This window comes from Thalassotalea sp. PP2-459 (assembly GCF_001913705.1).
In the GTDB taxonomy this organism is placed as follows: domain Bacteria; phylum Pseudomonadota; class Gammaproteobacteria; order Enterobacterales; family Alteromonadaceae; genus Thalassotalea_C; species Thalassotalea_C hakodatensis.
Genome location: NZ_MKQD01000038.1, coordinates 146,072 through 168,147, shown reverse-complemented (window position 1 = coordinate 168,147; position 22,076 = coordinate 146,072). Strand labels below are relative to the sequence as shown.

Here is a 22,076-nt window from a genome sequence, read left to right as displayed (position 1 = left end):
CCAGTCAAGCGTTAACACAGTAGAAATGCCAAACAGATACAGCCCGAAGAGTTCAACTAAACGCCTCCTGCTCTTTGTTACTTGAATTAACCATTGAATGACTATGCAATAATCCAAGTGCCGCGATCAGAAGGCGTGTAATTTGAACAAAACTTAAACAGCAAAGATCAACACGCTCTAGTGGCTAATTCGTTTTATTCGAGGTATTGTATCGAACCTTATTTGATGAGTATAAATGATATAATTTCATGAATTAATGAATTCTACTCATGATAAAGTGAACAGGACCAATAACATGTTAGAAAGGATCCATTTAGAAATACTTACCGCCATAAAAACACATGGTACGCTAACTAAGGCGGCTAGTTCATTACATTTAACGCAGTCTGCATTGAGCCATAGTATCAAAAAATTAGAAGGACAAATTGGTACATCTATCTGGCAGAAAGATGGGCGGAGTTTACGGCTTACAGCAGCAGGTGAGCATATTCAAATTCTTGCTAATAGAATGCTGCCTCAGTTTTCCCATACGGAATTATTACTCAAGCAAATTGCAAAAGGTGAAATGGGTTCGTTACGCATTGGAATGGAGTGTCACCCTTGTTATCAATGGTTACTCAGGGTTATTCAATCTTATTTAGAACACTGGCCAGACATTGATATGGACGTCAGGCAAGAATTTCAATTTGGTGCATTGGGCGCATTACTTAGTTATGAAATTGATGTATTAATAACGCCAGATCCATTATATAAACCAAAAATAGACTATATTCCCGTGTTTAATTATGAGCATAGGTTGGTTGTTTCTGAATCTCATGATCTGGCGAAACAAGCATATGTATTACCTGAACAACTAACTAAAGAAGTTCTCTTTAGTTATCCTGTTGAACCAATGAGACTTGATATTTTTAGTCAATTTCTTAATCCAGCTAAGTGTTCAGTAAAAAAACACAAAACGATTGAAACCACTGAGATTATGTTACAGATGGTCGCTGCTGGTCGTGGAATTTGCGCCTTACCTGGTTGGCTGGTTGATGAGTACTCAAATGCAATGCCGATCAAAAGTCTTCGCTTTGGTCAGCAGGGTATCAATAAACAGATCTTTGTTGGTATTCGTAATGATGAACCACATATTGATTACTTGAGCGATTTTATTACTCATGCGAAAAATACAGCATGATCAGTTAAGTCAGTTTAAGAAGGTCTAAACGTGATAGCCATTCAGGTTACTTACATAATGGAAAGACAAAAAAAGCGTGAAAGCAAGCCATCCTTGGCTTGCAGATTTAATTAGCGTCTATCAGGTCTTGATAATCGCTTTGGTTCGCCACATCTTGGATAAACTCTCTGCCATTAACCGACAGTGGAGTATCTGTTGAAGCCTGATTAAAGGCGTCGCGGCTGAATTGGCTAAACGAAACTTGTAAGGCTTCGATTGTGATATTGATAGTTCCACTGACCGGGCTTGCAATACCATCACTCACCGTGTAACTAAAACTGTCAGAGCCTGTTTGCTCGGCAAATGGGATGTAAGTAAAGGTCCCATCTGAGGTCACACCAACGGTACCAAGCATTGGATCGCTGCTGATCTCATAGGTCAGTGGGTCACCATTAGCATCGCTAGCAGGCAAATTATCAACAATGTTTGTTTCAGTTTGTGTCGCTAAGTTAGCGTCATTTGCAACTGGTGGTACGTTTGGCTCAATAACAACCTTACCGTCATTGTCGCTATCCAAACAAGCGCTCAAACTTATCACCACCGACGATAAAGCAAACAGTTTTAGACGATATACATTTATTTTATTCATGTTTGATTCCTTCATTAATTGTATGCTTATTCAGAGCCCGCTTTAGGCGTTGCTAAGTATGGGAATGTTGCATCCATCATGTTGGCATTTAAGGGGGCACCATCGGTAAAAGGCACGTTACCTACAACAGCATCTTCTGGGGCACATAAGCCAAGATTTGTTGATTCTCCGTTTACTGGAATAGGGTGACATAAAGCCCCCATAGCTACGCGAAGGGCAATATCTACTACATCATCACCAGGGCGACGACCGTTCGGAAACCCAGCTAAGTCATTACCAGCAACACCAAAGGCAGATTGCTCTGATTGCGGTGTGGCAGGAATACCAGTGTTTAGTCTTAACATTTCAGATGGAGTTACCGTAGAAAGCTGGTTTACACCTTCAACACCCGTTAGAAAGGCAGTGACTAAATCTGTTCTTGGGAAGTTAGTTGGCGCAAGCGTTGCAAAGTCTGTTCCTAACGTCGCATTTACGGGGTCTTTAAACAAAATGTTCAGCAACTCAGGCAATGCGGGGTGCGTGACATAATCCGCAAACTGCCCATCATTCATCGGATGTGCGCTTGAGAACTTATCTTTATCTTCAATACCAATAACTAATTCGTTGACCAGAGGTGAGCCTAAACGCGAAACCTGTGTCATGGCACCGCCAGTAACTTCTGGTTTATCAAATGTCGCATTCGGATTTAGCACGCGCGCTTGCGGAAGGCTTGCGGTGGTCCAGCTTCCAATAGTGCCGTTGCCGTCACCTGTTATGCATGCCTTAGGTACTTCAATAGCAATGCTCGTTACGTTTTTATTGGCCAAATCATCATTACCTGCATCTTGTGTAATGCCGCCGGGAAAACCGCCGTTATCATTAGCACCTGGTGCGCTATCACCTTCTACTGGTACATAGTTCACTAGATCGAAAGTTTCGCCTAGGTTGACCACAAATGGGTCTTTACGCTGACCTACAAACACACGGCCCATGGTGCTACAGCCAGGTATGGAAATGTCATACACGAAGCTATTGGCGTAGTCCTGATATCCTGCCATATTAGAAAATGTTTTATTACCAATGTAATCCAGAGGCTTACTAAAACTTTCACCGCCGCTAGTTGCATTGCTGATGGGTGTGTGTGTACCGCTGCGAGTATCGCCTTCAATCATTGTTAATGTGTATGATTCAGCAAAATTTGCGCTGTTTTGATCTGTGGCCGACACAGGGCCAATATTAACGAGTGGCACGCCCACTGAACGCTGATTTCCTTCCGGACCAACAGTTAACTTCACTCCTTGATTATTGTTTGCGAGGCTGCGTTCAAAGTCAAAGGCAAAGGTAATATCTTCAACGGCATCGCCGTCAGTATCTATATGAATGCTATAGATAGCTTCTGGATCCATGGGGAAATAATTTGGGCCGCCGTAAGCATCTTGCAAAGGAATATAGTTTGCAATCATAGTCACGTAGTCTCCACGGCCTTCTTCATAGCTATTAAAAGCGTAAAAGTCGGTAGAGTCGACGGTAGGGAAGCGAGTAATATTTGGTGCTTCACGGTGGCTAGATGCTTGTATGGTACTACTAATGGCTACACAGCATAAGGCTGGTATTATTAGTGATAGATGTGCTTTTTTCATAGTTTGCTTTCCTTTTCGTTTAAATTACCTCAAGCCAAACGAGCGAGGAAAGCAACTGGATGCATAAAAATTAAAATTTTTTTTAAGACTTGTTTACCTTAGAAAATTACTCGACTACCTGAGGTGACAACAATTGATCTTATTTTAATTGTGAACACTTGAATAGTTACTATTGTTGGCCTTTAGTTTTAGTTGTTGATCGGAACAAGACAAATCAAAAAAAGTCCCTATACTAAAGTCTAAAATAATTAAAATGAATTTCAAAAGTTTTGCACTTCTTACCCTTTACTTTTGATTGCATCCAATTTCAAGGCTGAGCCGTTTGGATAGTTGAATATTGAAATAAGTAAACAATGGGAAAAAAAATGGAACATGAAGAGTTATTGCCACTTTTGCTTAAAGTTGCTCGCAACGACCGTTCGGCGTTTGAAGCGATTTATAACAAAACCAGTGGGCAGATGTATGCGGTTGCATTAAAAATGCTAGCAAAGCCTGAATTGGCAGAGGAAGCTACGCAAGAAGCGTTTGTAAGAATTTGGTACAACGCAAGCCAATATACGGAAGGTAAAGGAACAGTACTTACTTGGATAATCAGTATCGTACGCTATCGTGCTCTGGATATTTTACGGTATCGCAAAGTACGTAAAGAAGAAGGTGTTGATGATTTAGAAGGCATGGCTTCATATCATTCTGATGAAGCAGAACCTGAAACTGACATTGAGTCAGGTAAGCTCAACCGTTGTATGGGTGAATTAGATAGTTTGCAGCGCCAAGCGATTCATTTGGCTTATTTTAATGGTTGCTCTCATGGCGAAGTGGTGACACACATGGAGAAGCCACTAGGTACGATTAAAAGCTGGATCAGACGAGGCCTTCAGGCCTTAGAGAGGTGTTTAAGCTTATGAATTATACTCAATCAGAATTACTCTCTTCGCTCGCATCTGAATATGTGTTAGGCACCTTGCGGGGCCCTGCTCGTCATCGCTTTGAATCGTTGAAGGTGAAGGATGCCAAGGTACAAGACGCTGTGCAATATTGGGAGTCACAATTAAATGTGATGGCGACTTCGATTAAGCCCATTGACCCCCCCGCGAGAGTGTGGAAGAAAATTGAGCTTAGTTTGGGTTTTGTATCCAACAGCGATGATCTAACTAATCCACGAGTATCAAATGAGATAAGAGAACAACCTAGCGCTAATAAGAGCTGGAAAGTGATAAGCGGGCTTGCCGTCGCAGCAAGTTTTATCTTGTCGGTTATGTTTTATCAGTTTTCTACCGATTTTAAATCGCCGAACTCAGTTGCTGTGTTTGCTAATGCTGAGCAACAAACGTTGTGGTCAGTAGATGTACGTAAAGATAACTTGTTCATCCGTAGTACGCAAAATTTGGCAAAACGTCCAGCAAATGATTATGAACTATGGATTGTTCCTGCATCAGGAGGTGCGCCTATATCACTCGGCTTATTGCAACAGGAAGGCACATTTACTTTACCTAAACCGAGGGTATTTGACGAGGTTGAAATTGCAGCGTTGGCGGTAAGTATCGAACCGAAAGGGGGCAGTCCTACAGGAGCACCTACAGAAGTGTTGTTTACTACCCAGTTGGCCTTATTATAGGGGGTAGGAAAGCGCTTAGTTGATGTGAACACATGACAAATGTGTTCACATCAAAAAAAGCGAGCCTTGTAAAGGCTCGCTTTTTTATCAAAATAGAAAGATTAAGTTATTTCTCATAGCCAAAGGTTAAGCTAGAAAAATATGTTTCATATTCAGCTGTGCTGCGGTATGTGTTAGGTACACTCCAAATAACATTAACTATCCAGCTACCTTGCGTTTCAATTTTAAAACTCGCTTCCCCTTTAGCGTTGGTGCGCATGGTTTGCTTTTCCATATTACTTCCAGCAAGTGGCGCAATATCAACAAGGGCACTTTCAAGTGGCTTCCCCCTTAACATAACGTTTACCGGTAATATTTTATCATCTCCTAATTGATAGGGGTTGCGTAGCGGAACAATTTCAAGCATGTGACCAATAGCGACAGTAGCATTGTCGGTGAATTTATTGCCCACCTGTAATAAGGCTTTAGCTTTTCGCGAATAAATCTCGCGACCGCTAGTTTGTGTCTGATTCAAGCGTTTACGATCTTCTAGTATGAGCGCTAAACCTTCATTTTTTGCGTAGTCATTAAACTTATCGGCCTTTAAACTACTAAAGCTATGATAACTTTCAAAACCTAAAACATGCGTTCCTTCCTCTGCCAGTGCTACATTAGCTAAGCCTTTAACTATGCCGTTGTTCACGATTATATTTTCTAGCTGGTCTTGATAGGCGCCATCGCTATAAGTTCTGAGCGCGACGATTTTATTCCAACTTAAAGCCCAAGCGCCAACATCGTTAGCATGACCGACTAAAAATTTTACAGGGATCTTAACGGGGGCTTTGTCCGCTTGAAAAGAGTTTGGACTTAACCAAAAATCGTGGGCATAACTGAATGTAACGTTGATGCACAGCAGACCAATTAGGGTAAATTTAGTGATAAATCGCATAGGCTCTCCTTAGAACTCTATTTTTTGTAATGTGTGAATTTAACGCACCGTTACATTTTAGGGTGATTAACATCTTGATGGATGCGTAAGTTTTGTATCAGAGAACCATACTCCTCACCCCGTATATTGGATGCCAGATTTATGAATAAACAAGAAAATAAATTTAAGCATACCTCTTTGCATCTATTTAGCTTAGTTGCACGTTTAGTTTAATTCAGTGAGGAAGAAGTACTAAAAATAGGTTACTGAGTACTAACAATTACGTCATGAAAACTTATAAACGGAGCAATTATGTTTGAATGGAAAATAAATCGAATAAAAAGTATGTTGATCTTACTACTGGCTATAAATAGTTCTTTAACTATGGCACATACAGTATGGCTTGAACCTGCGAAAGAGAAGAACACTTATAATATATTGTTCGGAGGGCATGGTGGAAAACAGGTTGCCTATGAACCGGAAAAGTTAAAAAAAATAGCAGCGTTTGATGCTAAAGGGAAGCCGTTGAACGTAACACGCTCAGATAAAAGTGAAGCTAGCCAATTGCAAATCCAGCCAAATACCGCGCTAGTCGCTATCTACTTTGATAATGGAATATGGAGTAAAGATAAAATGGGTAAAAGTGTTAACAAACCCATGAACCAAGTACCACATGCAACTCAAGCGACTAAAGCCGTAAAATACCATAAAACCGTTATTGAGTGGTCACCAGTTGTACTTAAATCACTTGACCAAGAATTTGAGGTAATTCCTTTAGAAGACAGTCAACCAGAAGCTGGAAAAGTCATGCGTGTAAAGGTTTTGTTAAAAGGAATACCCTTAGCAGGGGTTAAGCTTGGTCAGGGGGAAATTGGTGACAACATAGAAACCAACGCTGAGGGCATTGCTGAATTTGTGCCTAAATCAGGTTTCAATAAATTGTGGGCAGGTAAACGATTCCAAGTTCAACAAGAACAATATACTGAATTAAGTTATGAATACTTGTTTGGGTTTTACACAGGAGATAAGAAATGAAAATCAATGTCGGTAATTTGATCACGTTAATAGTACTTCTGTTTTCTTACAGTACGCACCTATATGCCCATGAATTGGATTTAGAAGTAAGAGTGCTTAGCTCTTCAGTGATAGAAGGGCAGATCAGTACTTCTCATGATGACGGTTCATTTAGGCAATATATCAGCATAGAGAATCTAACGGATACCAGTTTTAACAAGATTACGTTGCAAAGTAATCATTATGGTCAATTTAAGCTTGTTGGCGTTCCTGGTCATCGATATCGCATCATGCTTGAAGGGGAAGAGGACCATTTAGTGTCTGAAGAAGTAGTACTGCCAACGTTGTCTCGATCAAACGTTAGTGAATAATATTTAGTTGCATCTAATTCATTTAGTTAGGCGTTTTGTTTTTTTTACGTTGAAAGAGAGCCAGCTAAAAAATAGCTGGCGTTAAGCGATTATGACAATGGAGCAGTTATGAATAAAAACAAAATGACGTTAGCGATGGTATCAATATCGGCAGGCATGAGCACGATGGTATTGGCAAACGTCGAGAACGAGTTAAGTAATAAAGAGTCGCGAAAAACAATTGAAGTGATCACGGTCAAAGGACAAGCGTTAAATAGACTTAACTTTTCCAATTCAGCAACTCAGATATCAACAGAAGATATTCGTTCAAAACAGGTGAAGGACATTAATGAACTGTTAGAGGATGTACCAGGTGTCAGCATAAGGGATTATGGTCTTGGCGGAGTAGCAAGCTCAACGATTATAAGGGGCTTTGGCGACGGTGCTCATGGCGGGGATTTAGGCGTCGTTATTGACGGGCTCCCTCTTAATGAAGCCAACTCTCATGCAGATGGATATGCAGATTTAAATGTTGTTGTGCCGCTTGAGATTGAGCAAGTGACCGTTTACAAGGGGCCGATTTCAGCACTTTATGGCAACTTTAATCGGGGTGGGTTATTAGCACTTGAAACGCGAAGCTCTGGTAACTATACCGACATTGATATAAGTGGGGGAGCATTTGATACTTTCGATGCTCAGGTGGCTGTCGGCAATGAGCTGAACGAAAAACATAATGTTAATTTTGCAGCTCAGCACTTCACTACCGATGGGTTTCGCCCGCAGTCAGATGCACGAAGAAGCACTGTATCGGGGCAAACTCGCTACAGGATAACTGAGCAACTTGAATTTGGTTTGTCTGGCCGTTATCACGATGCAAAGGCAAGTTCTGCAGGCTATACAACGCTAGCGCAGTTTGACGTAGACCCCTACGGCATTGACCCCAGAGTAAAAAATGACGGCACTGAAAAAGAATTTGGCACGGCGAGAGCAGATGTTGGTTATGTGATTAACCAAGACACCAAACTTTTGACCTATGCCTACACTACTCAACAAACGTTTACCCGATGGTTTAGCCGTGGCGGCGCGCAGGCTGAAAATTGGCGACAACGAGAAGAAACCTACGACAGAGACGTATATGGTGTAGGTACAAATCTAAACGGTGTTGTTCGTTTGGGCACGTACGAGTTCTCTTATGTCGCCGGATTAGAGCACTTTAATGAGGAAACGGATTTTCAGTATTATGAAGACTTAGACAATCGCAAAAGAGTGTCTTTAGCCGATTTTAATCGCAGATCTACCCTTACCAGTAACGCGGTGTTTGCAGAAGCAGATTTGAATGTCACCGAAAGTATTAACGTCTCACTGGGATTACGAGCTGACCAGTTTGATGGCGATTGCCAGCGCTTGGGAGCTGAAACTGCAGTCGCTCCATGCGAGGAGTTAGAAAGTGTCAATAATGTCAGTCCTAAAGCAAGTATTCATTATAATATTATTGATAGTCTTCAGCTGAGAGCAAGTTACTCAGAAGGGTTTGCTTTAGCTAGCGGCTTTGCCAAGTTTGCCTCTGGTGCACAGGATCTTGAAGTCAACGAAATCAAGCAGTATGAAGCGGGTTTATTCTTTCTCCCTTCAGCAAACCTTGAATTTGATGTGTCGCTTTATGATATTCAGTCTTCTAATGAAATTAATGAAGTCGCACAAGGAGAATTTATCAACTTTGGGCAAACAACCCGCAAAGGCTTAGAGGCCAGTGTAAGGTGGAAAATATCCGAACAATTCGAAGTAAAGGGTGTTTTTGGGCAAAGTGACTCAGAGGTTGATAGCAACCTCAACCGAGACTTACTGGGTAAAGCCGTCAATGGAGTGCCAGAACAAACTGCAACGCTGATGCTTGATTGGTTTCCAAGCGATAGGCTTAGATTTAATACAACGCTCAGGTATATGGGCGAATACTTTATCAATGCGGAAAATAGCAGCTCGGCAGACGATTATACCGTATTAGACCTTCTGTTAACCTATAACCTTAATGTAGGAGAATCTAGTAAAGTGTTTGTTAGGGTTGATAACGTGACTGACGAAGTATATGCCTCTACGGTCAACGGCTTAGGAGCATCTCCAGGTGCACCTCGCGCGTTATACGCAGGGGTTCAATTAAGCTTTTAATTGGTCCGCTAAGTTTTTTTGATTGATTATTGCCAACCAAGAACGATAGTGTTTTTGGTTGGCGGTTCATTGAAAATTGTTGTAGTTAGCAATCTACATGAGGTGAATATCGGCTCTTTTACTGCGTTATAGCCCCTGATTCGCCACTAAAATAAATACCAACAGTTTGATTATTTACCAGTTGCTAAATAAAGTGTGGTTGTGATCAAATGACGACATGAACTCTAGCAGTTAGACGAATCGCCGAAAAACGTATCAAGTTTAAGTGGTAAAGTACGTGTAGCTAGTTAACCAATAAAGTAGATAAATTCAATGAATACATGGGGAGCCTACATCCTCAGGTGTTCAGAGCAAAAACCATATGTGATAGCTAACGTACCAGCTTTATCTTCATCAATATACACACCGCACCTAGCCTAGGTTACACAAGTTAAGGAACATGTAAAATTAGCCTGTGTTAAATGTTTGCTTTTTATTTATCACACTGTTCTAGCACGGAGTTTTTTCTTAGTGCAAGGCAAATTTGTGCGTCAATTACGTGTCTATTGCAAATAAATTTAATGCAGTAATAAGGAAAACAACTGTTAGAAAGTAAGTTGTTATCCCGAGATCCGGTTATGTATTATCACTTTGTAACATTTATTGATAAAGGTACAACTCTCTGTTTTATAAATGATTTGTTTTTATTCAGAGAAGCAATAAATATAAAATTTACGTGTACCACTTGAAGTGGTACACGTGTTGTGGTGTACTACTTAAGGTGGTACGCTTTAGGCAAACTTATTTCGGCGTTCAATATGATTAATATAACTGTCGGAGATTCACGACCTATCTTCAAACAGATTGTCGATGAACTTCATATTAAGATTGTTAAAGGTGATTTGCCTCCAGGCACTAAGCTTCCCAGTGTACGTGGTTTAGCGATTCAATTAGCGATCAATACCAATACTGTGGCAAAGGCATACAAAGAGCTTACTGCATTAGGTGTGGTCGAAGCTAAAACTGGATTAGGGTTATTCACTAGGTTTCCTGAACGAAGCGCTAGTGAGAAAGAGCAAATGCAACAAGTAAAACAAGCGATTAGTCACTTTATTGCAGATATTGCGGGAACGAACATCGATCAAGAAACAATTTTAGAGTTGATTGAAAATGAGCTTAATACGCTGTATCGAATCAATGATAAATGATAAATCAGGAACAGTCCTATGAATAAATACGTCATTGAAACGGATAAATTGAATAAATATTATGGCGAAAAACATGCGCTCAAAAATCTTTCTATTAAGGTTAAAGCCGGAAAAACAACGGCAATAGTAGGAAGCAATGGTGCCGGTAAGTCGACGTTATTTAAGATTCTTTTGGGTGTTCTTGCGCCATCGGATGGAACCGCAACAGTGTTGGGTATGCCGACAAATTTCTTATCCCCTAAAATACGCGGCGATATAGGGTTTGTAAATGAAGAGCACTCTTTACCGTTTTGGATGCCTGTTGGTAAATTGGTAACAATACACAAAGCGCTATACGTTAATTGGAATGATGCAGTATACAACGATGTTGTTGCTTTTTTTAATGTGGCTAAAACACAACGTATATCTGAACTTTCTAGAGGAGAACGTGCGGGTGTTAATTTAGCAATGGCATTAGCGCAACAGCCTAAATTACTGTTATTAGATGAGCCGACTCTTGGGCTTGATGTTGTCGCTAAACGCGCATTTCTAGAAGCATTAATTAGCATTCAAAATTTAAGTTCGTGCGGCATCGTTTATTGTTCGCATTCGATGGATGAAGTGGAAAGAGTCGCTGATGACTTACTTATTATGGAGAAAGGAGCACTTCGATTTCATTCAACGCCTGATGAGTTTGTTGAACGAGTTAGTGCTTGGATGGTTGATTTTGAAGAGAAAATGCCAAATAAAGAGAATTTTCCAGGCTTGCTGAATATTAACCGTATAGATGACTCCTACCAACTAGTTGTGCTAGATCAAAACGACTCTTACAAAGAACATTTATTGGAACATGGCGCATCCAATGTTTTTAAGATCCCAGTAAACCTCGATAAAGCCATTAATAGTATCTTGGCACAAAACCATGCATCAAAAGCGCTATAGGAACAAAAGATGAAACAGATATTTTATTGTGAATGGTTACGATATAAAAAATTGACCATAGTTTGTGCAGTTATCTATGTTGCATTGCTCTTTGTATTACATGCAAAAAGCCCATTGTACACCATGAGTGAATTAGCGTTTATTTTGCTTATTATTGTGCCAAGTTTGTTTGCTATTACCCTAGGGGTGAATCAGTTTTTGTTGTACAAAAAATCTAGCCATTGGACTTATCTTATCCATAAACCTCTGCCGATGTTTAAAATTTATGCTGGGTTAACTTCAGTGTTTTTGGCTATACTTTTTATGGTCATTTTAGTGCCACTTACTGTTTATATTTTTCTTATTGATATAAACCAACCCATATTAGTAGAACCTCGTCACTTCTTATTAATTCCTTATATTACGCTTACTGCACTGAGTTTCTACTTCGCAGGAGTTTTTGTTACTTTGCATCCCAAAAAACTAGCTTATGTGATTGTGTTGATCCCATTCTATGTGTTGGCTGCTGAAGTAAAAGGTGTTGAACAGTTTGCACCATTAATTTTCGTGACTTTACTTTTGTTTCTCTTATCGTGGTCAACTTTTAAAGAAGATTTGCAGAAAAATTTGCATAAACCGATATCATCACTGTGTAGTAACGTGGTGACCCAATACAGCTTATTTATATTAATTAGCTTAGCGACATTTGAAATGGGTCACATTGGTACTTCATTGAGAACAGTCGATCTATCGCCACAAGATGATGTTAATTATTATTCAAACGCCGTTATTATGGATGATAAGCAACGCATGTTATGGAATATTAATGGAATAGAACAAGATCAGTATGCCAACTTTCAAAACGAATTATCATTATCTACGTTTTCTTATTTTTCACCAATTAACGGTGAAGCTTTACCTAAAATGATAGAAAATCAACCAATTATGGATGATCGTGGTGCTAGCTTCTTTGATAAAACGCATAAAATTAGTTGGCGTTATTCACATCAATTTATGTTGTTTTCGGGATTTGATCGCAACGAAGATTTTGTTGGTTGGTTAGGTAAAAGGGGCAGAGCTGAGTCGTTAGAATTAGCTGAGAAATTTGATTACGTACCATTTTTTAGTCAGGGGTATTTATATCTTCCAAATGCTCTTATGCAATATAACGAATCTGAACAAGTATTTGATGTTAAATTACCAATAACAGAAAACCAACGAGTTGAATATACGCCTTTTGTGGGATCTAATTTTGTCGCTGTACTGCTTACTAATGAAATTCAGATGTTTATGAAAAACCAGTTTTTTAGTGACGGCGTTGTTTTGAAACCAACAGCAACCATTCCTTTAAATACTCCAATAGACACAGTAAAAAATATCACGTTTGCTGAATTGTTTGATGGTCACTTGATATCGATTAATATTGGAACCACCAAATATAATACCTATGATAGAGGTTCAGCAGATATTAAAGACGGTTATTCTGTTACCTATAAAGCTGCGTATGAGGCCGATGTAATTCAAATTGCTTCACGGCCGTTTAAGCAAGGCTGGTCAGATTGGATGTTTTATCGAGATTTTGTTATTTCCTATGTGTATGGTCATGCAAAATTTTATTTTGTTAAAGGATTGAACGTAAATGTTCCTCAAGCTCAACTTCTCGCCTCCATTGTCATGATGATTCTTGTTGCGTTAATAACGACATTGTTAATGTTGCGCTCAACAAAGTCGATGACTGAAAAAGTTTGTTGGGTTATTGGAAGTACATTGGCTGGAATACCCGGATTAATAACATGTTGGTTTTTTTCTGATTGGCGGCCAGACAAGCCAATTGACAATAATTCAGTAATAACCACCCAATAACACGGCCTAAGGTGCAGTCATTACTGTACTAAAACATAGGAAAACTAACATGAATCACCAAGTATTTATTTGGGTGAGGCTTTTGTGCGCCTCATTCACAGTATTATGGTTATCACCTTATCAAGTGGTAGCGATTGAATTATCTACTCAAGCGTTGAATCAAGATGAAGAAAAACAAGCTAAACGGCCATTGTTAGAAGATTTTTATCAACGCCCTAGTAGTCATCAGGTTACTCTCTCACCTGACGGTAAAAAAATCGTCTGGATATATGCTCTAGACAATAAATCACTTCGCCACTTGATGGTTCTTGATTTAAAAACGCATAAAACGATTAAGTTGTTAACCGCACCAAACATCATCCTTCCTGTTTGGCACCGTTCAAGTGAGTCATTATTTGTTGTTACTAATACCAGTATAGTTGAGCTCTCTTTAAGTGACATTCATAAAAGAACAACAATTATGAAGTTTGACAAGTCGACAAATCAAACGTTTGAAAAGTATGACTCAAGGTTAGATGTTATTTATTACAGTGAAAATGACGAAAAGTCCCATCGGATATTCCGTCTTGGTCGTTTGGAAAAACCTATATTGTTGTTGGAGTCAGTTGAGACAATTCGAAACTTTTATCACTATCCTCAAAAGGGTACCTTATTTTATTCGCTTCATTTTAATGATCGCATTGAAATTTTCGCCAAAGAACAGGGTAAAACTCGAAGTTTACGTACTTGCGATATGATAAAACGGTGCAGTTTAAAAGGTGTCGACATAAAAAGCGGCAAATTATTCATTAACAGTAACGCGCAATCACCTATTGATGCGCTTGCATCTCTGGATGTTGAAACGAAGAAAGAGTCCTTGCTACTTGCTGATCCTAAAGGTATCTCTGATAGGGAACATACTCTGGTACGAAATGGTAAGCACATTTATACGAGTTTTTTTGGAGATTTTAGACAATTTTATAGCCCAATAAGCTCGGTTCAATCAGCATTAAAACAGTTAACACTGTCATTTTCACGCAAGAACTTAAAACTACAACTTAATGAAGATATGTCGCGATGGTTGGTCGAAGTAACTGGCGGTAATATGCAACTATCGTCTTATTATTATTACTTTCCAGAAACGAATAACCTGAAAAATATCACTCAATTAGTTGAGCAAAAATCTCCAAAAATCGCTGAGCATAATTTAATTGAAGCAATGCCACTCACATACAAAGCTAGAGATGGTTTATCAGTTCAAAGCTATGTGTGGCTACCAAAAAATACAGCGTTGAAATCTGCACCATTAGTTACCTTTGTTCATGGGGGACCTTGGAAACGACTTAAGGGCGAATATGATGTCATCACTCAATTGTTAGTGAGTAATGGCTACATTGTATTTCAGCCAAACTTTAGAGCATCTTGGGGATTTGGTGTCGACTTTATTCTAGCTGGCGCTAAAACTTTCGGTAAAGGGAAAACTCACAATGACATTATTGATGGCATTGAGACTTTACTCGATAAAGGTATTGGCAATAGAGATAAACTAGGTATCTTCGGTCATTCTTTTGGTGGTTTTTCGGTGTTAGGGGCATTAGCATTTGAGCCAAACTATTTTAAGGCAGGTTTTGCAACAGCGCCACCAGCCCAGATGCCTAGTTTTAACTCAGAGAAAATACGAAAAAAAATGGGGCGCAGCAAACCGAAAAGAGGGTTTGATCGAATTCATCAAGACAGAGTTTTTTTAATAGACGACAGAAACCAAGCTGAAGTGGACCGACTTTATTCAATATCGCCAGACGCCCATAAAATGGCGATTAAAGCCCCGTTAATTATTGCTGCAGGAGCTAAAGACATTAAAGTGCCGGTATCAGATGTTAAGTCTTTTTCACTGGCACTAAAACTGGCAAATAAACCTGTCAGCTTATTTATAGATAAACAGGCGAACCATTCATTTCATAGGGAACCTACTTGGTTATCACTGACATATTTAATGGAGCACTTCTTTGCTGAACATTTAGGCGGTCAGGTACATAAATCTAACGAGAAAACGTACCAAAAGTATATATTGGAGATGGAAGTGTTCAGTACAAAAGAGGTCAAACAATATTTTACCCTCAACAAAGGCCTTTAATAAAAATGCTCTTTTAAAGGCTACCCTCGTTGAATAATGACAAAAAGAATTAGCTAATTTTGCCCTTGTACTCACAAAGATCTTCATAAATACAGTCATTACAATTAGGTTTACGTGCTGTGCAGGAATTTTGCTATGGATTATAAGCCCATGGAGACAGCTACATTGAATTTAGTGTAATTAGATACAGGGTCGGTATGTTTATCTATGGTGATAGTTCCGTGTTGTGTCTGTTATCAGATAGCTGATAACATCAGTAGTTAACAATTATTTAGAGAAAAGAATTGTCATGAGAACATCTATTTTATCGTTTTTTATTGTTGGTGGAACTGCCTTAAGCGTAAGTATGGGCGGTAAGGCAGACGTAAATGTTACTGAAAGAAAATCTGTTATTTTTCCTGCGCCAGAAGTCTCTATTTCGACCCAAGATGCTTATTTTGAACATATAAAAAAACATTGTGGCAAAGCCTATCAAGGAAAAGTTACCGTCGACAATGCTAATGGAAGTAGTTTTTCCAATAAAAAATTAGTGATGCATGTTCGTAAATGTACTGATCGTCAACTGCAAATTCCATTTCATGTAGGGAACGATGCCTCCCGTACGTGGATTTTAACTAAAACGGGCTCTGGCATTTCTCTAAAGCATGATCATCGTCAAGCAGATGGTACTTATGATAAATCTACCATGTATGGCGGCCATACCTTGGATGCAGGCTGGGAGCGAGTGCAATCTTTTCCAGCTGATCAGTATTCAAAAGAGATGTTTGTAAAACACGGCATACCACAATCAAATGGTAATACGTGGCAAATGTTTATTTATCCTGAAAAATTTACCTACCGCATGATTCGAGAAGGCCGTGAATTTAGAGTGGATTTCGATTTAACAAAACCTATTACGCCACCTGGCGCGCCATGGGGATATAGCGATAAATAAACGTGTTGGTAAATAGGGATTTAAATATCAGTATGTATTTATTGCTCATGACGACAACAAGCACAGAGTAATCACTAGCTTACTCTGTTTTCATGCTCTGTTTTCACTACAGCCGGACGGGCAATACTAACTATATTCTCATTCATGATGACCTGATACAATTTTAGTGAGAGAGATAATATGCTTTATTTTAGGATGACTTAACCCTCATGACAGAGAGTAAAACGATAAAATTTGACGAAATAAAATACCTTGTCACTAAAGATAATCAATCAGTGACTTTAAATCCGTTAAGTTTTAAATTACTGTTCACGCTGGCACAAACACCAGAATTCGTTGTATCAAATAAAACGCTCATGACAAGTGTTTGGCCTAACAATGTTATTAGTCCTGACACTTTAAAGCAGCGAGTATTTGTTTTACGAAAGTCACTAGAGCAATCAACAATAAAAGGCCTTTCAATTCAAACGGTAAGGGGGGAAGGGTACCGATTACTAATTGAGCAAGAGGTCATACCAATAGATCAAACGTTTGTTCCTGAACCGAGCCCCAACGTAAACACAGATAAAATTCCTCGGTTAAACAAAAAAGTGTTCGGTATAACGTTTGTGGCGTTGTTAATGACAATAATCATATTAATATTCGTGACTCAATCAACGAATTATGACAAAGCGACAAGTAACAATCGGATTGCGCTATGGAGTAATACCCCTCTTAATGAAATGCCTGAGAATGCGTTAAGTATTTACCAAACATGGAATGATTTGCTTAGCCAAGCAAATGAAGAACAGCGTCTTCAACTCATATTATCAAACCAACGAAAAGAGTTAGTCTTACCATTACAAGCAAGAAAAGATCGGCTTGCATTAATTAGTTATTTTGAAGTGATAGAAGTAAACAACAACACGACAATAAAGCTAAGCATAGTAGAGCCAACTACCGCAACAATATTACGGACTAGTTCGTTTTCTATGTCATCAACGTCATCGTTACTTCAAGCATTACAATCACAATTGAGTGGCATTGAATCGTTAATGTCATCTGGGAAATTGTATTTAAATAAACAGCAACGTGAATATGCTAAAGACCCTATCTGGCCAGTGTTAAAGGCGCTTGCTAACCCAGCATAACTATTCATAACCTTTATTAACTCGCGCTTTTTTAACAACTCATGCTCAATGGAAAAAAGGAGCATGATATGAAAATACCATTATTTATTTTACTGGCATGTATTATTAATATGCCAAAATCTACAGCAAAAAATCACGATGAAGTTAAGCACTATAATAAACAAAGCTATGAACGGCAGTTAACAAAACTGCTCACTAGCTTGAATGAAGTTACTGGAGTTCCCGGGTTTTCAGTGGCTGTAGTGCATAAAGGTAAACTTGTTGCGTCTGTTGCCACTGGTTTTTCTGATATAAAAAGTAAACTACCCGCCAAGCCTAATACCACGTTCAGGTTAGCCAGTGTGTCAAAAGTTATAGGCGCCACTATGTTAGCTGAATTAGTCATTAATGATCAGCTAAACCCTGATGTCAGCATTAGGCAGTATTATCCTGAACTCAATAAAAAATATCACAGCATCACAGTAAGGCAATTACTATCACATACATCGGGAATGCCACATTATCAAATAAAAGATTATGATATTTATGACGCACATTTCGATACAGCTGTTGAAGCAGCTAAAACACTCAAGGATCGAGATTTATTATCTCGCCCCGGTACTGAATATCTTTATTCTACACATGGCTATACGTTAGCTGGCGCTTTATACGAGAAAATAACCAAACAACCATTAACAGTGAGTGTTGAAAATTTTATTACCCGTTGGTCAGGTAAAGAAACACCAGCGATAGAGAATATCAACGACCTTCATGAACGCAGTTCAAGACTTTATGAACTAAGTAAAATGGGGGGAAGTGAAATTGTGTTTGGCGAAAAGTCGTATAGTGTTTTTGGTGCAGGGCTTTATGCATCGGCAAGTGATTTAGCCTTTTTTGGGGGAGAAGTCTTAAAAAAAGCAAAGACTCAAAAACCTTACCAGCAACTACTGTTTACGCCAACAACAACTCAAGACGGAAATCCCGTAACAAGTCGAAACTTTGACGTTGGTTTTGGTTGGCGTATAGCTAAAGATTTACATGGGCGTAAAGTTTATCATCATGCTGGAGCTACACCGGGAGCTCGCTCAATGCTAGCAATATATCCTGAGTATGATTTAAGTATTACCTTTTTATCCAATAGTAGCTGGATTTCCTCAATTGATAAATTCGTGTTTGCGTTAGCTGGCCTTTACATTGATAGCGTCAAGCCTGAAACATTAACTAGCACTGAATATCACATTAATAATAACGGCAAGAGCCTACAAGGTACGGCAAGCTGCCAAGAAAACGAGTGTCTTTTAACGGATAGCACGACTGATTACTCGCGTTGGTTAAACACTTTTAACGTAAACAAAGCCGCCATTAAACAATGGCCCGTCTTTTTCTATAGCACTGAACAAGGTCAGCGACTATTGATGGTAAATAAAGTGGGTATTACTGAGTTTGACGGTAAGGGTAACCACTTTGAAGTTAATACGGGTAAAGATCAAACTTACTCAATTCAATTGATTAACCAAAAATTAGATTAATCAATTCAACTGTTTAAATTATTTATTCAAAGGAATTACTTATGTTAAAAGCATTTATTGTCTCATTGTTATTTTTACTTCATATTAATGTTCTGGTAGCCAATGCCTCCGACACCTCTTTACCTAAACCTTACGGTCAAGGTAACTTCGTTAAAAGTAAATTTGGTCATATTTACTATGAAGCAGACGGTGAAGGCACTCCCATTGTTATGATTAATGGTGGTCCCGGTGCTTCTCGCACCATATTTTGGGGAGCATTAGACTTTTTAAAACCACACGGGTATCAAATTATATATTTTGATGAAACCGGTGTAGGCAGAGCGACAAGAGAGATTCAAGAGAAGTTCTCACCATCGATCACTGTTGAAGATATAGAAACGTTACGCCAACATTTGAATGTACCGAAACTCGTACTAGCAGGTCATTCATATGGTGGTATCCCAGCGGTGCAATATGCATTAACTTACCCGAACAGAGTAGAGAAGTTGATCATGTTAAGCGCATCTGCTGACGGACTAAGTCAACAGATGAATGTTGATGCCGCCAAGTACTTGAGAAAAACTTTTTTTCCACAACAGTGGGAGAAACTAGAGGAGATTAGAGCAAAAGGCGCATTAACAAGCAGTAATGAGTATATGAAAGCCTTTTACAACAGAGTCATCGGTAATATGTCTGATTGGTACGACCCAGAAAAACGCTCAAAATTAAGAAAATACCGCTCAAGAGATAAAAGAGATGGTTCAAATATCAAGGTATATTTTGATATGGCCGGTTTAGACCCAGAAGTAAAAATTACTGGCACTTTAAAAGACGTTATTATTAAAGAAGAAATGTTCAAAGACTTTCCTATTCCAACCTTAATTATTAACGGACGTAAAGATTGGAAAACTACACCAGCAATGGCTTATCGATTTTATAAAATGCTACCAGAAGGAACAGCAACACTTAAATTTTTAGAGCAAACGGGGCATTGGACATGGGTAGAACAACCTGAAGAATTTGCTGATACAGTTACACAATTTTTGATAAATAATAACAATGTGATTGAATAATTGTTCAATCTAGAGCTACATAAACAAGTTTAGGACAAAACAAATAAGGGATACATAGTCATTCTATACTTCTTTCATTTGGTGAAATTACCAACTTGGTATAAGCCGTTACTTATTCATTAAACGCAACATGATATTTTTTTACGAAAAAAGAGCACAGATTTCTAACGTCGACTTTTAGTATAGTCGACGTTAGAAACTAAAAATTAGTACCTTTCTTGTTGATAGATTAGTGTTCATAAATGAAGTGAGGCGTGCGGCTTTGCTCAGACCTTTAGACGACTTTTTAATTGTCTAACGTTAGTTGTTTATTATTTTTACTCTAAGTTAATCATAAACTCACACAAATCTTCAATAATACGAGCGATACTGCGCGGTTTACGTGCTACGCAAGTATAACGACCATATAGAATAAGCCAATGATGTACGTCCACTTTAAATTCCGTAGGTACCACCTTTAAAAGTTACTGTTCGATATCGTCGATGGTTTTACCCATGGCTAATTTTGTGCGATTTGAGACTCTAAATATGTGCGTGTTTACCGCTATGGTAGGCCAACCAAAAGATAATGAAGGGAGATGATGTGTTTGGTAAGACCTCCAGTATGGTTTTAGACTTATAGTACTTTTGGTGATAACAAGGAAACTCGGTACTTTAATGATGGGGAACAAGTTAATTATAAAAAATTTTATCCAATGTGACACAATCGTGTTTTATCACCGACTAATTAAATATCTAACCAATTGGCAATATGCAGATACGAGATGCGTAAACAATTCGAACAAATGATTATCAACAACCAAGGGCGCATTCGTTATATCGCATCTCGGTATAGTCATGATGGCGAATTTGACGACATCTATCAGGAGATATTACTACAGCTCTGGAGAAGTTTTGAGTCTTTTAGCGGCGCGTCGAAACAAGAAACTTGGGTCTATAAAGTGGCATTGAATACGGCCTGCACATTTGTACGGGCAGCAGTGAAGCAAAAAGAGATTAAACAGTCTCCACTTCATCAATCAATGCAAGAAATTCAGCCTAAGCATGAAAACTGCCAAGCAGACATTCTTAATCACTTTATGGATGGGCTAAGTGACATAGATGCGAGCTTGCTGATGATGTACTTAGATGGTTTATCTTCGGATGACAGCGCCACAGTGCTTGGTATTAGCTCCAATGCCGTTAGGTCGCGTATTAAGCGCATTAAAAATGAATTTGAAACCAATTACATAGGAGATTGATGTGAAGCTAGATGATTTAAAGCAAGACTGGCAACAAGCCATTGAAACCGAATCAACTCCTGATAATTTAACTGAGGTGATAGACATGATTGAGCAACAAACCACTAAGATTGACAAAGAGATTAAACGTCGCGATTTTCTCGAAATTGGAATCGCAGTATTTCTTATCCCGGTTTGGATATGGGGGTTATTAAATTCGGCAAACACGATGCAAAGCATTGGTTTAATCATTGCGATTGTCGCTTGCATGTACATACCCTATCGACTGATATCTGCGAAAAAAGTAGACGCCAAGAAAAGCGGTAGCGTTAAGGACTTTTTAGTCCAAGAAAAACAAAAGATTCAGCAACAAAAGCAAATGTTGGAGTCGGTTGTATGGTGGTACATAGCGCCGCTGACGGTGGCAATTTTACTCATCACGTTGGGGGCAAAGGTGAACGAACACGGTATTCCTCAAATATCGTCGGGCATGTATTGGTATTACGCTTGTGTTGCTTTGCTGGTTGTGGGTGTGTACTTCTTAAATAAACGCGCTGCCAAAAATAAGTTTGCCCCATTGCTAAAGAACATTGAACAACGATTGGCAGAAATGAGCTAAATCACCACAGACAGCCCATACGTTTCTACCCCCTCTTATTCACAAACCCTTTAAGGGCGCTTTGAGTGACTTGT

Annotated in this window: 19 protein-coding genes and 2 pseudogenes; 16 read left to right on the top strand and 5 right to left on the bottom strand. The window is 39.0% G+C overall.

Translation table 11 applies throughout. From position 1 onward, the window contains the following. The first annotated feature begins 295 nt into the window (after nucleotides 1–295). The gene (locus BI291_RS09320) at nucleotides 296–1,180 is read left to right on the top strand and encodes a LysR family transcriptional regulator (protein WP_074498475.1); all 885 of its coding nucleotides are present in this window, start codon (nucleotides 296–298) and stop codon (nucleotides 1,178–1,180) included. A 106-nt stretch (nucleotides 1,181–1,286) separates the two neighbouring features. Here the strand turns inward: BI291_RS09320 and BI291_RS09315 are convergent, their stop codons facing one another. Further along, the gene (locus BI291_RS09315; protein WP_074498474.1) at nucleotides 1,287–1,808 is read right to left on the bottom strand and encodes an Ig-like domain-containing protein; all 522 of its coding nucleotides are present in this window, start codon (nucleotides 1,806–1,808) and stop codon (nucleotides 1,287–1,289) included. A 26-nt stretch (nucleotides 1,809–1,834) separates the two neighbouring features. Further along, nucleotides 1,835–3,427 carry a DUF4331 domain-containing protein gene (locus BI291_RS09310; protein WP_074498473.1) on the bottom strand — a complete coding sequence of 531 codons (1,593 nt, stop codon included), beginning with the start codon at nucleotides 3,425–3,427 and terminating at the stop codon, nucleotides 1,835–1,837. Between the two features lie 365 nt (nucleotides 3,428–3,792). Between BI291_RS09310 and BI291_RS09305 the strand changes: the two genes are divergently transcribed. Then, nucleotides 3,793–4,332, top strand: a complete 540-nt coding sequence (locus BI291_RS09305) for a sigma-70 family RNA polymerase sigma factor (protein ID WP_074498472.1) — start codon at nucleotides 3,793–3,795, stop codon at nucleotides 4,330–4,332. Further along, entirely contained in the window at nucleotides 4,329–5,042 is a 714-nt protein-coding gene (locus BI291_RS09300) for an anti-sigma factor (RefSeq protein ID WP_074498471.1), read from the top strand. Before BI291_RS09305 ends, BI291_RS09300 begins: the two co-directional genes overlap by 4 nt. Before the next feature lie 106 nt (nucleotides 5,043–5,148). Here BI291_RS09300 and BI291_RS09295 read toward each other — a convergent pair whose 3' ends face one another. Then, nucleotides 5,149–5,970 carry a DUF4198 domain-containing protein gene (locus BI291_RS09295; RefSeq protein ID WP_083601986.1) on the bottom strand — a complete coding sequence of 274 codons (822 nt, stop codon included), beginning with the start codon at nucleotides 5,968–5,970 and terminating at the stop codon, nucleotides 5,149–5,151. A gap of 291 nt (nucleotides 5,971–6,261) precedes the next feature. Between BI291_RS09295 and BI291_RS09290 the strand changes: the two genes are divergently transcribed. From BI291_RS09290 to BI291_RS09260, 7 genes are all read left to right on the top strand, one after another. After that, nucleotides 6,262–6,984, top strand: coding sequence for a DUF4198 domain-containing protein (locus BI291_RS09290; RefSeq protein ID WP_074498470.1), 723 nt, complete (start codon nucleotides 6,262–6,264; stop codon nucleotides 6,982–6,984). Beyond that, nucleotides 6,981–7,334, top strand: a complete 354-nt coding sequence (locus BI291_RS09285; protein ID WP_074498469.1) for a hypothetical protein — start codon at nucleotides 6,981–6,983, stop codon at nucleotides 7,332–7,334. The genes BI291_RS09290 and BI291_RS09285 overlap by 4 nt, the downstream gene beginning before the upstream one ends. Before the next feature lie 108 nt (nucleotides 7,335–7,442). Then, nucleotides 7,443–9,476: a TonB-dependent receptor gene (locus tag BI291_RS09280; RefSeq protein ID WP_083601985.1), complete on the top strand. Its 2,034-nt coding sequence runs from the start codon at nucleotides 7,443–7,445 to the stop codon at nucleotides 9,474–9,476. A gap of 797 nt (nucleotides 9,477–10,273) precedes the next feature. Next, the gene (locus BI291_RS09275; protein ID WP_074498468.1) at nucleotides 10,274–10,663 is read left to right on the top strand and encodes a GntR family transcriptional regulator; all 390 of its coding nucleotides are present in this window, start codon (nucleotides 10,274–10,276) and stop codon (nucleotides 10,661–10,663) included. An 18-nt stretch (nucleotides 10,664–10,681) separates the two neighbouring features. Beyond that, entirely contained in the window at nucleotides 10,682–11,584 is a 903-nt protein-coding gene (locus BI291_RS09270) for an ABC transporter ATP-binding protein (protein ID WP_074498467.1), read from the top strand. A gap of 9 nt (nucleotides 11,585–11,593) precedes the next feature. Beyond that, a complete protein-coding gene (locus BI291_RS09265) occupies nucleotides 11,594–13,426 on the top strand; it encodes a hypothetical protein (RefSeq protein WP_074498466.1) in 1,833 nt (610 codons plus the stop codon). A 49-nt stretch (nucleotides 13,427–13,475) separates the two neighbouring features. Continuing rightward, nucleotides 13,476–15,539 (top strand): S9 family peptidase, encoded by a 2,064-nt coding sequence (locus tag BI291_RS09260; RefSeq protein WP_074498465.1) that lies wholly within the window; start codon nucleotides 13,476–13,478, stop codon nucleotides 15,537–15,539. A 49-nt stretch (nucleotides 15,540–15,588) separates the two neighbouring features. Here the strand turns inward: BI291_RS09260 and BI291_RS18730 are convergent. Further along, nucleotides 15,589–15,663 (bottom strand): annotated as a pseudogene (locus BI291_RS18730) (endonuclease III); the annotation flags it as partial. Nucleotides 15,664–15,885: 222 nt separating this feature from the next. On the opposite strand from BI291_RS18730, the gene BI291_RS09255 reads away from it, so the two are divergent. From BI291_RS09255 to BI291_RS09240, 4 genes are all read left to right on the top strand, one after another. Continuing rightward, the gene (locus BI291_RS09255) at nucleotides 15,886–16,473 is read left to right on the top strand and encodes a hypothetical protein (protein WP_074498486.1); all 588 of its coding nucleotides are present in this window, start codon (nucleotides 15,886–15,888) and stop codon (nucleotides 16,471–16,473) included. Between the two features lie 209 nt (nucleotides 16,474–16,682). Further along, complete coding sequence (locus BI291_RS09250; protein WP_074498464.1) at nucleotides 16,683–17,603, top strand: winged helix-turn-helix domain-containing protein; 921 nt, start codon at nucleotides 16,683–16,685, stop codon at nucleotides 17,601–17,603. Between the two features lie 68 nt (nucleotides 17,604–17,671). Then, nucleotides 17,672–19,111: a serine hydrolase gene (locus BI291_RS09245; protein WP_074498463.1), complete on the top strand. Its 1,440-nt coding sequence runs from the start codon at nucleotides 17,672–17,674 to the stop codon at nucleotides 19,109–19,111. A 41-nt stretch (nucleotides 19,112–19,152) separates the two neighbouring features. Then, complete coding sequence (locus BI291_RS09240) at nucleotides 19,153–20,163, top strand: alpha/beta fold hydrolase (protein WP_074498462.1); 1,011 nt, start codon at nucleotides 19,153–19,155, stop codon at nucleotides 20,161–20,163. Between the two features lie 317 nt (nucleotides 20,164–20,480). Here the strand turns inward: BI291_RS09240 and BI291_RS18560 are convergent. Then, nucleotides 20,481–20,729 (bottom strand): annotated as a pseudogene (locus BI291_RS18560) (endonuclease III); the annotation flags it as partial. 198 nt (nucleotides 20,730–20,927) lie between these two features. On the opposite strand from BI291_RS18560, the gene BI291_RS09230 reads away from it, so the two are divergent. Beyond that, the gene (locus tag BI291_RS09230) at nucleotides 20,928–21,404 is read left to right on the top strand and encodes an RNA polymerase sigma factor (protein ID WP_074498461.1); all 477 of its coding nucleotides are present in this window, start codon (nucleotides 20,928–20,930) and stop codon (nucleotides 21,402–21,404) included. A 1-nt stretch (nucleotide 21,405) separates the two neighbouring features. Further along, nucleotides 21,406–22,002: a hypothetical protein gene (locus BI291_RS09225; protein WP_074498460.1), complete on the top strand. Its 597-nt coding sequence runs from the start codon at nucleotides 21,406–21,408 to the stop codon at nucleotides 22,000–22,002. Nucleotides 22,003–22,076 lie beyond the last annotated feature (74 nt).

Excerpts from the sequence above, each read along its gene's own strand:
- BI291_RS09320 (WP_074498475.1), top strand. The coding sequence starts at position 296 with ATGTTAGAAAGGATCCATTTAGAAATACTTACCGCCATAAAAACACAT.
- BI291_RS09250 (WP_074498464.1), top strand. The coding sequence starts at position 16,683 with ATGACAGAGAGTAAAACGATAAAATTTGACGAAATAAAATACCTTGTC.
- BI291_RS09230 (WP_074498461.1), top strand. The coding sequence starts at position 20,928 with ATGCGTAAACAATTCGAACAAATGATTATCAACAACCAAGGGCGCATT.
- BI291_RS09240 (WP_074498462.1), top strand. The coding sequence starts at position 19,153 with ATGTTAAAAGCATTTATTGTCTCATTGTTATTTTTACTTCATATTAAT.
- BI291_RS09245 (WP_074498463.1), top strand. The coding sequence starts at position 17,672 with ATGAAAATACCATTATTTATTTTACTGGCATGTATTATTAATATGCCA.
- BI291_RS09270 (WP_074498467.1), top strand. The coding sequence starts at position 10,682 with ATGAATAAATACGTCATTGAAACGGATAAATTGAATAAATATTATGGC.
- BI291_RS09265 (WP_074498466.1), top strand. The coding sequence starts at position 11,594 with ATGAAACAGATATTTTATTGTGAATGGTTACGATATAAAAAATTGACC.
- BI291_RS09300 (WP_074498471.1), top strand. The coding sequence starts at position 4,329 with ATGAATTATACTCAATCAGAATTACTCTCTTCGCTCGCATCTGAATAT.
- BI291_RS09295 (WP_083601986.1), bottom strand. The coding sequence starts at position 5,970 with ATGCGATTTATCACTAAATTTACCCTAATTGGTCTGCTGTGCATCAAC.
- BI291_RS09310 (WP_074498473.1), bottom strand. The coding sequence starts at position 3,427 with ATGAAAAAAGCACATCTATCACTAATAATACCAGCCTTATGCTGTGTA.
- BI291_RS09275 (WP_074498468.1), top strand. The coding sequence starts at position 10,274 with ATGATTAATATAACTGTCGGAGATTCACGACCTATCTTCAAACAGATT.
- BI291_RS09260 (WP_074498465.1), top strand. The coding sequence starts at position 13,476 with ATGAATCACCAAGTATTTATTTGGGTGAGGCTTTTGTGCGCCTCATTC.
- BI291_RS09280 (WP_083601985.1), top strand. The coding sequence starts at position 7,443 with ATGAATAAAAACAAAATGACGTTAGCGATGGTATCAATATCGGCAGGC.
- BI291_RS09255 (WP_074498486.1), top strand. The coding sequence starts at position 15,886 with ATGGGCGGTAAGGCAGACGTAAATGTTACTGAAAGAAAATCTGTTATT.
- BI291_RS09290 (WP_074498470.1), top strand. The coding sequence starts at position 6,262 with ATGTTTGAATGGAAAATAAATCGAATAAAAAGTATGTTGATCTTACTA.
- BI291_RS09305 (WP_074498472.1), top strand. The coding sequence starts at position 3,793 with ATGGAACATGAAGAGTTATTGCCACTTTTGCTTAAAGTTGCTCGCAAC.
- BI291_RS09285 (WP_074498469.1), top strand. The coding sequence starts at position 6,981 with ATGAAAATCAATGTCGGTAATTTGATCACGTTAATAGTACTTCTGTTT.
- BI291_RS09315 (WP_074498474.1), bottom strand. The coding sequence starts at position 1,808 with ATGAATAAAATAAATGTATATCGTCTAAAACTGTTTGCTTTATCGTCG.